The sequence below is a fragment of the Mesorhizobium sp. P2_F5 genome (genome assembly GCF_056403715.1).
Genome location: NZ_JBFUEY010000002.1, coordinates 365,001 through 380,398, shown reverse-complemented (window position 1 = coordinate 380,398; position 15,398 = coordinate 365,001). Strand labels below are relative to the sequence as shown.

Genomic DNA, 15,398 nt, shown 5'->3' with positions numbered 1-15,398 from the left:
ACGCTGATCGCGCCAATCGGCCTTGGCAAGACGATGAGCCGCGACTTCCTCACCGACTTCATCGCCGCCGAACGCCGGCGCCCGCTGTCGAGCGTGCTTGAGCGCCTGTTTGCCGATCCCTCCAGGATCACCAGCGACATGGTCGAGGGTACGCTGCGCTTCAAGCGTCTCGAAGGCGTGCCGGAAGCGCTGACCGCGATTGCCGACATCATTGCCGACGACAACGGCCAGCGCCAGTCGATCGCCGGCGAGCTCGCGAACCTCAACTGCCCGGTGCTGCTCATCTGGGGCGACCAGGACCAGGTCGTGCCGGTTCCGCAAGCCACAGACCTGCCAGCCCATGCAAAGCTCACCATCATCCCGGGCGCAGGACACATGCCCCAGATGGAGGCCGCCTCAACCGTCAACCAGGCAATCCTCGACAATGTCAAACGCACAGGATGAGGCGCCTCTAGTCCATCGCCGAAGCTGCGGTTCAACGCAAACTTCGGCCAGTGGCGGGAGAACCCCGCCTGGAAAAGCAGCTGAGAAACAGAGGTAAACGGCGTTGAACGATTATAGCAACAAGGTGGTCATCATCACGGGCGCCGGATCCGGGATGGGGCGAGCAATGGTCGCCGAATTCGTGTCCAGAGGAGCCTATGTGGCAGCTCTCGACATCAATCTGGATCGCGCCATCGAAACGGTGAAGAAGCTGGAAAATCCCTCGATGGCGTTGCCCCTGCAAGTCGACGTGAGCGATGAGCAAAGTGTGGCGGCGGGAATAGAGGCAGTCATCGTTCGGTGGGATCGGATTGATCTGCTTTGTAACAATGCCGGGGTTCTTGACGGCCATGCGCCAGCTCATGAAGTGAGCCTTGAGGAATGGAACCGGGTCATGGCCGTTAACCTGACCGGCCCCTTCCTGATGTCGCGCGCTGTCATCCCTCAAATGCTGAAACAGGGCAAGGGCGCCATCATCAACACGTCCTCGACATCAGGCTTCAGCGCAGCTGGAGGCGGGTCGGCCTACACTGCTTCGAAGCATGGCGTCATCGGGTTGACGCGCCAGATGACGTTTGAATACGGAGCGCTCGGTATAAGGATCAACGCCATCTGTCCTGGGGCGACCGCCACGCCAATGGCAATGCCGGAGCAAACGACGTTGCATTCACCAGATATGGACCTGGCAGTCAGCAAAGTGCCTGCCCGGCGATGGTGCAAGCCGGAAGAGATTGCCAGGTTGGCGGCGTTCCTGGGAAGTGACGACGCCGACTACGTACACGGCAGCGCGTACGTAATGGATGGCGGATGGCTGACGGCGGCCAGGGATCCGTTCTGACAAGAACTCGGTCACCGCGTTCTAGTGAAGCGGGTGAATGGAAAGTCCCCGCATCATCGCAAAACCGGTCCATTTTTTTCGAGTGATGTAAACGATAACATCAGGCAATAAAAAGGTGGTCGAGGTAGTTTCTGCCACCCTCTATCGAACCCCAAGTGTCCAAATTGTGAAAGGGAAAATGTATGAAAGAGAAGCTCGTCGTGATCGCATTGGTCAATGCCAACACGGGAAATGAAGACCTGTTGCGCCAAGGCCTGATGACGCTTGTGGAGGCGGCCCCCAAGGAGCCGGGCTTCGTTCAGTATGACCTGCACGAGTCCGTTGAGAGCCCAGGCCAGTTCCTGTTCTACGAAATCTGGGAAGACGAAAATGCACTCAATGTCCACAACAATACCGAAGCGATGAAGGCCTTCGGCGCAAAAGCAGGCCAGTGGATTCAGTCGGTCACCCTGACCAAGTACAAACGGCTTCACTAAGCCACTCCACGACCCATTCGCCAAATGCGCAAGACCGAGGAGACTGACATGGTTGGAAGGGAATGGCCGGCTACGGGAATTGATGGCTTCCAGCGCGGCTTCACGACAGTGGATGGCGCTAGACTCCATCATGTCAGCGGAGGGCGCCCTGGCGGTGAGGTGCTGGTCCTGTTTGCCGGCTTTCCGCAGAGTTGGTACGCGTGGCGCAAGATCTTGCCGGTGTTGGGTGAGCGCTATCGTGTCATAGCGCTGGACCTTCCAGGGCAGGGGGATTCCGATCGTCCAAGATCAGGTTGCGACACGGCGAGCATCGCCAAGATCGTTCGAGGACTTCTCGAAAAGCTGGAGGTCGACAAGCACTTCCTGGCCGCACATGACATCGGGGCCTGGGTTGCTTACCCCTATGCCGCCCTGAACGGAGACAGTGTCAAAGGTCTAGCTATCCTTGACACCGGAATACCTGGCATCAGTCTGCCCGATGCGCTGCCGTGGTCAGCGGAAGTTGCATGGCGCACCTGGCATGTTGCGTTCCACAATGTGCCTGATTTGCCGGAAGCCCTCATCGACGGCCGGGAGCACATTTACCTCCGCTGGTTCCTGGAGCGTAAAGCGGCCAATCCGCAGATATTCTCAGACGCCGATCATGAAGAGTATTTGAGGGTCTTTCTCTACAGCGGACTCAAAGGTGGTCTTGCCTACTACCGTGCAGTCTCGTTGTCCGCTGAGCAGAACCGCGAGCTGAGTGCAAAGGGAAAGCTGGAAATGCCAGTGCTTGCCGTGCGCGCCGACCAGGGATCGATGCCGGATCTGGTTGCACAGCTTCAGAAGATTGCGACCAATGTGCGCGGGACAGCCATAGCGTCCTGTGGCCACTATCTTGCAGAAGAACAACCCGAAGCGCTTGCAAGGGAACTGCTGACCTTCTTCGGTTGATTTTTCTTGCTGGCGCGCAAAACAACCTTCACCCTCCCCAAGACGGGTGGATCGCGGCGGCTGCGGTCGACGATAGTCGTCACCGCAGCCGTTCCCTTAGCCGTAAGGCTTCGGCGGTGGGACGCATCGGACGGCACAGCGTAATGGGCTCTGAACATGCCCGCATCACGGACGCCAATCCCAGAGCTGGCATCCTCGGATGATCAATCGATCGTTGCTAATTGGGTACCGAGACCAACGGACGCCCCGGACGCGACTTTCAGCCTTATGCGACCTGTCTTTGGTGAGATGATGCGCGTTTCCATTTTCATAGCCTCCATGACAGCGACAACGTCGCCCTCGGCAACTTCTGCCCCGTCCTCGACCAGCCATTGCTGCAAGGTACCAGGAATAGGAGCGGTAACAGCGCCGTCGCCGGCGGGAGATGCCACCGCTTGCAAGCCCGGCGAAGTCTGCAAGCCAGAAAAGAGCGTTGCCGGCAAACCAAGAGTGTGACGCCGGCCGTCAATTTCGACAAAGCTACGCAAAAAGCCACCTTCAATCGGGTCAACCCTCGCGGCTGGCTCAACGCCGCGAAACTGCGTCTCAATCCAGTTGGTGAAAACGCGGAATCCATCCTCTGCCGTGAAATCAGGCTCCTCCAGCACCGCGCGATGAAAGGGCAGCACCGAGGCGACCCCTTCGATGCAGAATTCAGCCAGCGCTCGGCGTGCATGCTTCAGCGCTTCCTCTCGGGTGGCACCTGTGACGATGAGCTTAGCCATCATCGAATCGTAGAGGCTCGGGATTTCAGAGCCAGATTCAACGCCGGCGTCGAGGCGCACATGCGGCCCTGCCGGAGCTCGAAAGCGGGTAATCAGACCGGGCGTCGGCAGAAACCCTCTGCCGGGATCTTCGGCATTGATGCGAAATTCAATCGCGTGGCCGCGCGGCTCAGGCGTTTCCTTGATCGACAACGGCAGGCCATCGGCGATTCGCAACTGCTCAACGACGATGTCTATGCCGGTCGTTTCCTCCGTCACGGTGTGCTCCACCTGAAGGCGGGTATTGACTTCAAGGAAGGATATGACGCCGTTTTGTGACAGCAGGAATTCAACCGTGCCCGCGCCGGTATAGCGGGCTTCCACGCAGATTGCGCGGGCCGCGTCGTGGATACGCGAGCGCTGTTCAGCACTTATGAAGGGAGCCGGAGCCTCTTCGACGAGCTTCTGGTTACGCCGTTGCAGCGAACAGTCACGCGTGCCAAGGACAACCGTGTTGCCATGACTGTCGGCAATGACCTGCGCCTCGATGTGACGGGGCCGGTCGAGGAACTGTTCGGCGTAGCATTCGCCCCGCCCGAAGGCCTCTGTTGCCTCGCGCACGGCCGATTCGAAGAGCTCGCCGACCTCCTCGAGCCGATGCGCCACCTTCATGCCGCGCCCACCGCCGCCAAACGCTGCCTTGATTGCGAGTGGCAGGCCGGCTTGCTTGGCGAAGGCGACCGCTTCAGCGGCCGAGGCGAGCGGACCGTCCGAACCCTTGACCAGAGGCGCGCCGACCTTGGCGGCAATGCGCCGTGCCTCAACCTTGTCGCCAAGCGCAGCGATAACACCGGGGCCAGGGCCGACCCAAATGAGCCCCGCGTCAATAACCGCCTTCGCGAACTCGGCGCGCTCCGACAGGAAACCGTAGCCCGGATGTACCGCGTCGGCACCGGCGCGGCGGGCAATGTCCAGGATCTTTTCGATATTAAGATAGGTGTCAGCCGGACGACCTGGGCCGAGGCCGTAAGCCTCGTCAGCGAGTTCGACATGGAGGGAATTCGCATCCACGTCCGAATAGACCGCGGCCGAGACCACGCCGTAGTCTCGCGCGGCGCGGGCAATGCGAATGGCAATCTCACCACGATTGGCGATGAGGAGCTTTTTCATCGATCGATTTCCTTTAGATTCGGGTCGGCGGCGGCAAGCTCGTTGAAGCGAATGCGGGCGCCGATCGGGATCTGGCCAGCCAGATCGAGGTGGTGTGCTGCGACCACACCAATCACCGGATAGCCACCGGTCAACGGATGGTCGGCAAGAAAAAGCACTGGCTGTCCACTATGCGGCACCTGTATCGAGCCAATCGCCGTGCCTTCGGACGGAAGCTCTGCTCCATCACGCCGCTCGAGTGGGACAGCTCCCGAAAGGCGCATGCCGATGCGGCTGGATTCAGCAGAAACCTGCCAATCTTGCCCAAACAGCGAAGCGATCCCTTTTGCCGTGAACCAGTCGGCTCGCGGGCCAAGCATCACATCGAGCGTGACAATGTTGCTCGCACCCGGCAATCGCATTGGTTCAAGACGGTGAGGATCGACGGCTGCTGTTGGCCGGTTTGCTGGTACCAACACGTCGCCGGCCACAATGGGCGCGGGGCCGACCTTCGCCAGTGTGTCGGTCGAAGCCGAGCCGAGGACTGGTTCGACGGCGAAGCCGCCGCGCATCGCCAGATAGCTGCGCATCCCCGCTGTTGGGGCTCCAAGCGTCAGTTCGTCACCGGTATCGAGTGCAAAGGGGCCGCCCAAAGGCGCGTCGACGAGGCGCCCGTGCGCTGTTCGGATGGTCAGCGGGACGGGAGCGCCCGACACGGCGAGCGTGACGGCGCGATCGGTTTTGACCGCGAAACCGCCGAAGGTCACCTCGATGACCACGCTATTGCGAGGGTTGCCAACACACAGATTGGCCTCGCGCAACGCGGTTCGATCGAGTGCACCTGATTCAGAGACGCCCTGACCGGCCTGCCCTGGGCGGCCAAGGTCCTGATAGAGAGCCTGGCGGTCAGCACGGGTCACAACCAGGCCGTCAAGGTGAGGCGCCGTTTTCGCATGCTGCGTGGGTGGCGAAGTGACGAGCGCCGCGCCACTCTTGGCCACGTCGTGAAAACGAACACGGTCGCCTGGTGCAAGCAGCGCCGGGCGCGCACGGGCGGTGTCCCACATGCGAAGCGTCGTTGTTCCCAGAAGCTGCCAACCGCCAGGACTATCAGATGGGTAGATGCCGCCAAATCGGCCGGCAAGCGCCACGGAGCCCGCCGGAATTCGTACCCGCGGACTCTTACGGCGCGGCACGTCAAAGCCGGGATCGTCGCAGGTCATATAGGCAAAGCCCGGCGCAAAGCCGGTGAATGCGACAGTATAGGTGGCTTCGGTGTGGCGACGGACAACCTCTTCGACAGGCCAGCCGAGGAAGTCAGCCACATCGGCCAGATCTTCGCCATTGTAAGTCACGGGTATATCGAAGGTCTCGCCCTGCCGAACGGTGCGCACTGAAAGATCGATCTGCGCGACTGCCGCCGAGACCCGATCGCGGGTCGTGACGAACGGATCGAAGCGGATCAGCACCGTGCGGGCGGCCGGAACAATATCCGTTACACCTTCCGGCCGAGAGGCCAGCAGGCAATCAAGCAGCGTCAACGTCGTTTCGAGATCCTCGAGTTCGACAAGGAGGCACTCGCTGCCAGCCTGCAGGAAACGCAGATGCTCAACCACGGGGCGGGTCGGGAGTTATGGCGGCGAAAGGCATCAACTGAACACCGCGCGCTGCGAGCTCGTCACGCACCATGCGCGCTATGGCAACAGCGGTCGAGGTATCGCCGTGGACACAGATCGAATGGGCTTCGAGCGCGATGTCGGTTCCATCGATCGCGGTTATCCGCCCCGCGGTGACCAGGCGCAGCATCCGGCTCGCGACGGTCTTCGGGTCGTGGATCACTGACCCGGGCAGGCGGCGGCTGACGAGGCTACCGTCAGCGTTGTAAGCGCGGTCGGCAAATGCCTCGCACACAACCGTCAACCCAGCCGCGGTCGCCTGCTCGACGATCGGCGCACCGGCAAGTGCCATAAGGGTCAATGACGGATCGATAGCCTTGATGCCGGCGATCACATCGGCTGCCTGACGCGCGTCGCTTGCAATGGTGTTGTAGAGCGCTCCGTGCGGTTTTACGTATCGAACCGTTGTTCCGGCCGCCTTCGCAAGCCCCTGCAGTGCACCGATCTGGTAGATCGTGTCGCCGATCAGTTCGGCGCTGGAGGGATCCATGTTACGTCGACCAAACCCGACGAGATCCCGGTAACCGACATGGGCGCCAATCGAGACGTTGCGTCGTGCGGCCTCGCGCAAAACCGTGAGGATGCCTGCCGGATCGCCGGCATGGAAGCCGCAGGCGATATTGGCGCTGGTGACGATATCAAGCATCGAGAGGTCGTCGCCCATCGGCCAAGGGCCGAAGCTTTCCCCGAGATCACTGTTGAGGTCGACGCTTGCCAAGGGAAAGCCTCTTTATATGATTGAAATGACCGGCAATCTGTTGAATAACATATCTAAGATTGTTCAACAATATCCATTTATGAGATTGCACCCTGGGCAATGGCCGACCAGGGGCCAGCAGGAAGCAAATGACGATCAAAATTACCCTGGATACAGACGATAAGCCTCTCGCCGAAAAGGTGGTGTCGAGGATCAGGGAGATGTTGATCGAAGGCGATCTTGCCCCCGGTGAAAAACTTTCAGAACAGCAAGTCGCGTCCCAGTTTGGCATTTCGCGCAACACCTTGCGCGAGGTGTTCCGGCTGCTGACCAGCCAGGGCCTGCTGACATATATCCCCAATCGCGGCGTCTTTGTCGCTGCCCCCAACGAGGCCTCCGTCATTGATATCTACCGGGTGCGTCGGGTGATCCAGATAGGAGCGGTGCGGGCGGCCAGCCGTGGCCATCCAGCATTGGTGCGCATGGGCATGCTCGTTGCTGAAGCCAAGGTCGCTCAAACAGAGAGCGATTGGCGGCGCGTGGGGACAATAAACATGGAGTTTCACCGAGCCATGGTGGAACTTTGCGACAGTCCAAGGTTGAACGCTTCCTTTGAGATGGTTCTGGCTGAACTGCGCTTGGTTTTCGGTCAACTTGACAACAATGCTCATTTGCACGAGCCCTATGTTGACCTCAACGCCGGCCTCGTCGCTCTGCTGGAAGCGGGAAAGACCTTGGAGGCGATAGAGAAACTGGAAACCTATCTCCTCCGGTCGGAGAGAATGGTGTTGGCGGCCCTGCAGCGCAGAGCTGAATAGCCAGGGACCAGCTCTCGTGCCGGATCGTTCAGCTCCGACCAGCGGTTCGGGGTTGAAAGTCCCAGCTGGGCTCGTGAGGGATACGCCGATCCTGTCGTACCCATTGGGGTTGGCCGTAGATGGAGGCGCCGCCATCAACCAGCAGCGAAGCGCCGGTTATGAACGCTGCCGCTTCGCTGGCAAGAAAGTGTACTGCCCCGGCGACGTCCTCGGTGCTGCCGATCCGACCGATCGGCGTGTCCGCAAGAACAGCCTCCATGCGGCCAGGTTCGGCGAGGGTCTGCCGGGTCATAGCCGTGTCCACTATTCCCGGAAGGACGGCATTTGCGCGAATGCGATAGACGCCGAGCTCAGCCGCCATGGTGCGAATGAGCATCAAAAGCGCAGCCTTCGTCGCATTGTAGGCTCCCGTCTGGTCGGTATGGTAGAGAGCAAGGCAGGACGAGATGACCACTATGCTGCCGCCTGAACGCTCCTCCGCCATTTTCCTCGCGACCGCCTGACAAGTATGAAACGTTCCATTCAGGTTCACGTCGACGTGTCGATCCCATATCTTCTCCGGCATTTCCAGAAAGCTCGCCAGGCGAGCGTAGCCCGCATTGGCAACAAGCGTACCGATTGGCCCGAGATCAGATCGCGCTTGCGCAACAGCGGTATCCACGGCGCTTCGGTCACATTGGTCCGCGGCATAGATTGCAACGTTCTTTGCGCCCAGGATCTTCAGTTCTTCCGCCAGGTCGCTCAGTGTTTCATCGGTGCGGTCGAACAAGGCGATCGGGCGCCTGTCCTGGGCAAAACGTCTGGCCAGGGCGCGTCCCATGTCGCCGGCGGCGCCAGTCACGATCACCGCAGAAGGATCGGTCATGTTCAATCTCCCAAAGGTGGATCAGAAGCGGGTGACGACAATTCCATTGGCAAAGGCGCCCTCGGCCCTCGACAAGGCCTTGAAATAGCCAAGACCTCTTTGGAACGGAATCGCCTCGACACCATTGGCACCCGACACCACGTTGCCTTCCAGCAGTGAGAGCGCGGCAGCCGCCATGCCGATGCCTGTCCCACGGCTCATCTCGCTCTCATCCGTGATCGTGTGCATTACGACAGGCTGGTCGCCTTTCAATCCGATCACGTTGATCTGTGTAAAGGCGGGCCGGTCCCTGGACGGGCCGAGATCGTGCCGGGCCCATAGGAGTTTCCACAGGACCTCTATGGGCTGGATGATCTGATCCCCGATCCTGACGGTAAGATCGTCGCGTGCGAAGCCGATCCGGCCGAGTGTCGAGAAGGCTTGGTTGGCCCAGTTGGGAAACAACGATCCCTTGCACTGAATCAGTTTTAGCTCCGGTCGATAGCGCGAAAGGGTCAACGGTTCGGGATGAGCGGTATCGTAAGCCTCGATCCGGTCAAAGGGGGAGGGGACCTCGAAAGACATCGCCGTCTCCGGGTGGAAACCCTTCGAATATTCCATGCGACCGTTGCGCCAGATTGGGCAGGGAGCGACGGTCATGTGAAGCATGTGGCGCAGCACGGCAAGGCCACCGGGGTCGCGCTCCCGCGTGATCCAAACGATCTTGATCCCGTCAACGGTCGGGTTCGACGCCAGGATGTCGCAAGCCAGCCAATTCGAGATACCCGGTGAATTGCCGCCGCCGGTGATCACGGGAACCGCCTGCGCCATGGCGGCCTCGTGGAGGTTCAGGATCGTCTGGGTTCCCTCGGCATCGTCGCAAACGTCGACATAGGCGGCGCCAGCTGCGATTGCCGCGCGCGCAACCGCATCGGAGCCTAGAAAGAACGGACCCGCGAAGTTCATGACGAGGTCGACGCCTGTCGCGTCGATGCCTTCCTTCAGGATGTCGCGCAGTTCACCTTCAACGCGTTTCGGGTCCACCGCGACACCGAGGGCAAGGTTTTCTGGCGACCGGTCGACAACCTTAAAGCGGCTATCGGGAAGGTGTCGGGCGAGCATGCCGAGCGCGCTGCGCCCCATGTGCCCCGCTCCGACAAGCAAAATGGCCTTACTCACATTGCCTCCATATAATGAACGTTAATTCGTAAACTCAGCTTGACCTTCCCGTCAAGCCGCAAGGCTTCGGCCTAACCTTGAATCCACGTTAGTCCATGAAACGCTGGGGGAACGCAGCATCCCCGCATCTTGGTTCTCGCTTGACAGCAAATGTCATGAGTATTAACGATCGTTCATATCTATGCAAGACGGAGGCTCTTTCAATGGCCCGAAAGCCCAATACCGTGAACTGGGAACGGGTGAACCAATGGGTGGCCCGGGAAGGCGTCCAGGCAAACTGGCAAGTCTATGGCGCGCCGGACATCATGCCGATAGGCAAGACCGCATTTTCGGACGCCGAGCCCATGCCTCGCTGGGAAGAGCCGCAAAAATTGATCCTGTCGGTAGCCATCAACGGTGCGTTCTTCCGTAAGGACGAGAACCCAAACCAGCCGACCTCGCCGGAGGAAATCATTCGCTCGGCGCAGGAATGCATCGCGGCCGGCGCACAGATCATTCACATCCACGCCCGCAACGAACGTGGCTACAATGTCCTGGATACTGGTCTGTTCAAGGAGACGCTGACCCACCTGCGGCGCCAAAATAATCACATCGCGCTCGATGCATGCCTGGTTGCAGTCAACGAGGAAGAAGAGCGCATGATGGGTGAGATGATGACGCTCGGTCTTATGGAGGGTGTGCCGGTCAACGTGACCTCGATCGTCCTTGGGGACAACCGGTTTGTGAAATCACCGGCAGCAATGATCGAGAAGACGCGGCGCGCGCTTGATGCCGGCTTGACACCCCAGATCGCTGTCTATTCCGACGCCGACATCGACAACGCTCGCCGTTTCCTGATCGACAGTGGCCTCATCCAGGGTCCCCTGAACTGGCTTGTCCTGCCCGGCCTGCCCGGTTGCAGCCCCACCTACAACCCCGAGACCATGATCGACGGCTTCATGCGGCTGGTCCGGCTCATTCGCCATATCGATCCTGAATCCGTTATCGTTGCCTGCACCGGCGGGCGTTCGAGCAGCTATCTGGCGACGCTTGCGATCCTCATGGGGGTGCACGTGCGCGTCGGCATGGAGGACACTGTGTGGAAGTGGCCGCATCGCGACGACAAGATTCAGAGCAATGTGGATGTTTTCCGCCAGGTTAGCGGCATTGCAGCAGCTTTGGGGCGCGACCTTATGGGGGCGGACGAGTATCGTCGGCTCATGACGCTGGCCTCTTGAGAGGAACCAGGCGGGGCGGGCCCGACGGGCTCGCTTGCGAGTTAGGGAGCGGCCACCATGCAATCAAACGCCGTCGTGACGGGGGGATCGAAGGGGATTGGCTTCGGTATCGCTGCGTGCCTTCTTGGACGAGGCTATGCTGTCACCATAGCCGGTCGCAACGAGGCTGATCTTGCAGCTGCTGTTACCAAACTCGAGCCATTGGGGTCCGTGGAGGCGGTGGCCGGAGACGTCACGAATGAAGACGACGTTGAGCGCCTCATGTCACGATTCGACGATCCGGCTCGTCCGCTCGCCCTGCTGGTCAACAATGCCGGCGTGGCAGACTACAAGACCCTTCTCAAGATGGACCTCGCACGTTGGCGGTCGGTCGTCGACATCAATTTGACGGGTGTCTTCCTTAGCCTGCAAAGGGGGGCTCGCCGTATGCGAGCCTCCGGCGGTGGAGCGATCGTCAACATTGCTTCCATCGACGTGGCGGGAACCGATGGCCGACAGTCGGCATACGGCGCGGCAAAGGCCGGCGTAATCAACTTGACGAAGACGGCAGCGGTAGAGCTGGCTCCTTATGGCATCCGTGTCAATTCGGTAAGCCCGGGTTGGACGCTGACGGCCATGATCGGGGATCATGTCAGCGCAGCCGCGCGCCGACATATGACCGAGAGCTTCTCACGCGTGCCCTTGGGTCGCTTGGTCGAAGTCGATGAGATTGCACGCACCGTGGCATTTCTGGGCAGTGCCGAGGCGAGCGCGATCACGGGCATAGATGTGCCGGTGGACTGCGGCACACTTGCGAACCTCTATATTGCCGAAACCCTTCCAAAAGAATGACCGGGCCCTGAGCGATGAGTAAGCCAAAGGTTGCATTGGTTAGCGGGGCAGGCTCGGGAATAGGGCGTGCCGTCTCGTTGACCTTGGCTGCTCGCGGTGCCCACATTGGTGTTCTGGACCTGTCGCGCGAGAGCGCTGAAGAAACGGTCGGGTTGGTGCGCGAGGCTGGAGGAAGCGCAACCACGCTGTTGGCCGACGTGACCAGCTTGGACAATCTGGTAGCGGCAGTCGATTCGTTTGCGGCAGCGGCCGAGGGGCTCGACACTGTCGTCGCAGCCGCTGGCGTCGCCCGGGGCGGCCTCGTTCACCGCATGTCGGAAGCGGTGTGGGACCATATCATCGACGTCAATCTAAAGGGGACGTTTCTTCTGGCGCGGCAGAGCATTCCCCTCCTGCAGCGTCGCGGCGGCGGGACTTTCGTTGCAGTCAGCTCGGACGCCGGCGTCATGGGATCCGTCGCTTACGGCGCCTACTGCGCGTCGAAGCACGGCGTTATCGGGCTCGTCAAGGCGATGGCGCTGGACTACGGGCGCGAAGGCATCCGTAGCAATGTGGTCTGCCCCGGTTTTGTGGATACGCCAATGGCGACGCGGATATTTTCGAAGGCCCCCCAAGGGACACGCGAGGCATTTGAGAAAGCAGTCCCTATGGGCCGGTTCGCCACGCCCGGGGAAGTCGCGGCAGTCATCGCTCACTTATCATCGAGCGAGGCAGCATACACCAATGGCTGCGTGTACCTGATCGACGGGGGCAGCAGCGCCGGTCATCTGATCGGTCATGGGTGACGACGAAACAATCTCACACTAATACCGGAACGATGCCGTGACTGACCGCACCTACCCAACCATTGTCGACGCTTTGGAAGACCGGGCCGTCCTGCGGCCCGATCGGATTGCCCTTACCGACGGCGATGAGGAGCTGTCCTACGGACATCTCCAGGCTGAGGTGGAGGCTGCAGCATCGCGCCTGGCGTCGCTCGGAGTGCTGCGGCAGGAGCGCGTCATCGTGGTCGGCGACAATACATGGCAATGGGTGGTTGCCTATCTCGCGATCCTTCGCGTTGGCGCGATATCCGTGCCGATGAACAACCGACTAGCCCCTGCCCAGGTTCGCGACCTTGTCGAGCTTCTCGAAGCGCGCGTTGCGTTGGCCGACGATGTGCATGTTCGGATGTTCGAGGATTGCTCCGGCCTGCGCATTTTCTCTATCAACGGCAGCGCGGCGACGCCTTTCGGATCGGTTGAAATGGCCTCCGGCGCCCTTCCCGGCAAGCCACTTGCGACCGAGAATGCGGTGATCAGCTTTACATCGGGAACCACGGGTACGCCGAAAGGTGCCGTCATCAGCCATGATGCGCTTCGCAAGGCTTCGCAAGTCTATGTCAATCTGATCCAGGCGAACGAAGAATCCTCGACACTCATCGTGGCCCCGCTTTTCCACAATACGGGCTTTGTCGATCAACTGGGGACCATGTTGCTTTGCGGCGGGCGTTCGGACGTCCTGCTGCGATACCGTACACAAGAGGCGGTTGCCGCGTGCCGTCGCAGGCCGACGACCTTCGTAACTGCCGTGCCAAGTGTCCTGCGCATGATGATGACGGCTGAGGGCGCCGACGCCGTCTACGGTCCGGCCAAGGACGCCTTGTTCGGCGGCTCGCCGATGCCGGCCCCCTGGTCGCTTGAAATGCATGAGCGATGGCCAAGTTTGCGGCTCTGGCATGGCTATGGCCTGACCGAGTTCACCTCTTGCTGCACGATATTGCCGGCCGAGCTCATCCTGACATACGGCGATTCGATCGGTTATGCCGCGGAGGGCGTCGAGCTACGCCTTGTCGGTGAGGACGGTCAGGATGTGGCCGACGGTGCCACAGGCGAAATCTGGGTCGCTGGCGATACACGTATGCGCGAATACTGGCGGCGACCGGACGTCAATGCCGAGAAACTCGATGGACGCTGGTTGCGCACCGGCGACCTGGCGGAGCGACGGGAAAGAGGGCTGCTGTACCATGTTGGGCGGCGAGACGACGTGATCAATCGCGGTGGTGAGAAGATCCTTCCCTCTTTCATCGAAGCCGTCATGGCCGAAGTCCCCTCAATCGCCCAGGCTGTCGTCTTCGCGGTACCGCATCCAGTGCTTCAAAATTGCGTTTACGCCGCCGCAGAACCGCGTCCAAACATGGCTATCGATGTGGAGTCCGTACGGGAATTCCTGCGCCGCCGATTGCCGAGCTATGCGGTGCCTGAGGACATCATCGTAAGCACCGATCTGGCGCGTACTGCGTCCGGCAAGCTCGATCGCCGTGCGGTGCGCGCAGGTTACCTGCAATCCCGAAAAGAATCGAAATAGGAGGCCACTAGATGGCAAGGAAGTGGAAGGCCGTTGTCATTGGCGCGGGCGGCGCACAGGCGCAAGCCATGCTCAGGGCATTGGCCCGTGGCGGTGCAACTCAGGACTGCCTGGCGCTTGACCGTGCCTGGCGCCCCGAAGCCCAAGCTGCGGCGCAGTCGATGGGTTTTGCCACGGAACAGATGGACGCTCTCGCCGACGGCGACCACCTCGATGCGCTGCTGTCGCAGACTGGTCTGGTCGTCAACATGGCTGGTCCCTACTACAGGACAGGCACCGCAATTCTCGACCGCGCCATCGCCAATGGCACCAACTATCTCGATATTTCGGACGATGCTGACGTCACAATCCCTATGCTCACGCGCAATGCGGCAGCGGAGGCTGCGGGCGTTTCGGCTTTGATCGGCATGGGATCGTCCCCAGGCACGACGAACATTCTCATCAGAGCGGCAGTCGACAGGCTGGGGCCGGTTGACAACGTGGACATCTACTGGACGGTTGATCTCGCCGACATGACAAACGCAGCGGTGCGGCATTTCTGGCACTGCTTTAATCTTGTCGATCCTGACGGCACCACGCACGACGTTGCAGGTTGGGACGCACTCGAATTTCGCGATATCGATTTCCCTGATCCCGTCGGGCGGCAGCGTCTTGTTCGACTGGCCCATCCTGAACCGATAACTGTGCCCCAGTATCTGCCGGTAAAACGCGCCTCCAACTTTGGAGGCCTCAATCCAGAAGAGGCCCTGGTTACCGGCTGGTGTCTTGCGCATATTGCTGATGAGCGAAGGACCAAGGGAGCCTTGACCGATTGTGCGGTTGATTTGTTTTTGCACTACCGGGACCAGCGCGCGAGCGCGCCTCGGATCGGCAGCGGTCTGGTTATCGATATCCATACAAACGGCAACGGATTGCGTTTTGCCTCTGGTAGCGATGGAGGGATGGACGACTCCACGGGTATCCCCGCGGCTGTTGGTGCAATCCTGATGATGCAGGGCCGGATCGATCGAAAGGGCGTGTTCCCGCCGGAGATCGTCTCGCCCAAGGATTTCTTTTCAGTGTTGCGCGACGTCAGTCTCGGGGGCGGTGGGTTGACCTTGCTATCGCTCAAGGATGGACAGGCTGGCGAAAGGCTGCGGATCAGGGACCTGCTCGTCTGAGCAGTCCG

15 protein-coding genes are annotated in these 15,398 nt (G+C 60.5%); 10 read left to right on the top strand and 5 right to left on the bottom strand.

The features are described from left to right. The 4 genes from AC1DYO_RS03975 to AC1DYO_RS03960 all read left to right on the top strand — a co-directional run. Window positions 1-444 (top strand): alpha/beta fold hydrolase (locus AC1DYO_RS03975; RefSeq protein ID WP_477260515.1); only part of this gene is annotated, 444 nt, incomplete at its 5' end. Between the two features lie 103 nt (window positions 445-547). Continuing rightward, window positions 548-1,321 carry an SDR family NAD(P)-dependent oxidoreductase gene (locus AC1DYO_RS03970; protein WP_477260513.1) on the top strand — a complete coding sequence of 258 codons (774 nt, stop codon included), beginning with the start codon at window positions 548-550 and terminating at the stop codon, window positions 1,319-1,321. A gap of 182 nt (window positions 1,322-1,503) precedes the next feature. After that, window positions 1,504-1,797, top strand: a complete 294-nt coding sequence (locus tag AC1DYO_RS03965) for a putative quinol monooxygenase (RefSeq protein WP_477260511.1) — start codon at window positions 1,504-1,506, stop codon at window positions 1,795-1,797. Window positions 1,798-1,845: 48 nt separating this feature from the next. After that, entirely contained in the window at window positions 1,846-2,730 is an 885-nt protein-coding gene (locus AC1DYO_RS03960) for an alpha/beta fold hydrolase (RefSeq protein ID WP_477260509.1), read from the top strand. A gap of 203 nt (window positions 2,731-2,933) precedes the next feature. Here AC1DYO_RS03960 and AC1DYO_RS03955 read toward each other — a convergent pair whose 3' ends face one another. From AC1DYO_RS03955 to AC1DYO_RS03945, 3 genes are read right to left on the bottom strand one after another with little or no spacing between them, the layout of a single operon-like run. Continuing rightward, entirely contained in the window at window positions 2,934-4,643 is a 1,710-nt protein-coding gene (locus tag AC1DYO_RS03955; RefSeq protein ID WP_477260507.1) for an acetyl/propionyl/methylcrotonyl-CoA carboxylase subunit alpha, read from the bottom strand. Beyond that, window positions 4,640-6,238, bottom strand: coding sequence for a 5-oxoprolinase subunit B/C family protein (locus AC1DYO_RS03950; RefSeq protein WP_477260505.1), 1,599 nt, complete (start codon window positions 6,236-6,238; stop codon window positions 4,640-4,642). The genes AC1DYO_RS03955 and AC1DYO_RS03950 overlap by 4 nt, the downstream gene beginning before the upstream one ends. After that, window positions 6,231-7,016 (bottom strand): LamB/YcsF family protein, encoded by a 786-nt coding sequence (locus tag AC1DYO_RS03945; protein WP_477260503.1) that lies wholly within the window; start codon window positions 7,014-7,016, stop codon window positions 6,231-6,233. The genes AC1DYO_RS03950 and AC1DYO_RS03945 overlap by 8 nt, the downstream gene beginning before the upstream one ends. A 128-nt stretch (window positions 7,017-7,144) precedes the next feature. On the opposite strand from AC1DYO_RS03945, the gene AC1DYO_RS03940 reads away from it, so the two are divergent. Further along, window positions 7,145-7,813, top strand: coding sequence for a GntR family transcriptional regulator (locus tag AC1DYO_RS03940; RefSeq protein ID WP_477260501.1), 669 nt, complete (start codon window positions 7,145-7,147; stop codon window positions 7,811-7,813). Window positions 7,814-7,841: 28 nt separating this feature from the next. Here AC1DYO_RS03940 and AC1DYO_RS03935 read toward each other — a convergent pair whose 3' ends face one another. Together AC1DYO_RS03935 and AC1DYO_RS03930 are read right to left on the bottom strand one after the other, a co-directional pair. Next, window positions 7,842-8,678: an SDR family NAD(P)-dependent oxidoreductase gene (locus AC1DYO_RS03935; RefSeq protein ID WP_477260499.1), complete on the bottom strand. Its 837-nt coding sequence runs from the start codon at window positions 8,676-8,678 to the stop codon at window positions 7,842-7,844. Window positions 8,679-8,699: 21 nt separating this feature from the next. Beyond that, window positions 8,700-9,836 carry a saccharopine dehydrogenase family protein gene (locus AC1DYO_RS03930; RefSeq protein ID WP_477260497.1) on the bottom strand — a complete coding sequence of 379 codons (1,137 nt, stop codon included), beginning with the start codon at window positions 9,834-9,836 and terminating at the stop codon, window positions 8,700-8,702. Between the two features lie 203 nt (window positions 9,837-10,039). On the opposite strand from AC1DYO_RS03930, the gene AC1DYO_RS03925 reads away from it, so the two are divergent. From AC1DYO_RS03925 to AC1DYO_RS03905, 5 genes are read left to right on the top strand one after another with little or no spacing between them, the layout of a single operon-like run. Beyond that, entirely contained in the window at window positions 10,040-11,053 is a 1,014-nt protein-coding gene (locus AC1DYO_RS03925; RefSeq protein ID WP_477260495.1) for a 3-keto-5-aminohexanoate cleavage protein, read from the top strand. Between the two features lie 57 nt (window positions 11,054-11,110). Then, window positions 11,111-11,884: an SDR family NAD(P)-dependent oxidoreductase gene (locus tag AC1DYO_RS03920; RefSeq protein WP_477260493.1), complete on the top strand. Its 774-nt coding sequence runs from the start codon at window positions 11,111-11,113 to the stop codon at window positions 11,882-11,884. Between the two features lie 14 nt (window positions 11,885-11,898). Then, entirely contained in the window at window positions 11,899-12,669 is a 771-nt protein-coding gene (locus tag AC1DYO_RS03915; protein ID WP_477260491.1) for an SDR family NAD(P)-dependent oxidoreductase, read from the top strand. A 37-nt stretch (window positions 12,670-12,706) separates the two neighbouring features. Beyond that, entirely contained in the window at window positions 12,707-14,230 is a 1,524-nt protein-coding gene (locus AC1DYO_RS03910) for a class I adenylate-forming enzyme family protein (protein WP_477260489.1), read from the top strand. Window positions 14,231-14,241: 11 nt separating this feature from the next. Next, complete coding sequence (locus AC1DYO_RS03905; protein ID WP_477260487.1) at window positions 14,242-15,390, top strand: saccharopine dehydrogenase family protein; 1,149 nt, start codon at window positions 14,242-14,244, stop codon at window positions 15,388-15,390. Window positions 15,391-15,398 lie beyond the last annotated feature (8 nt).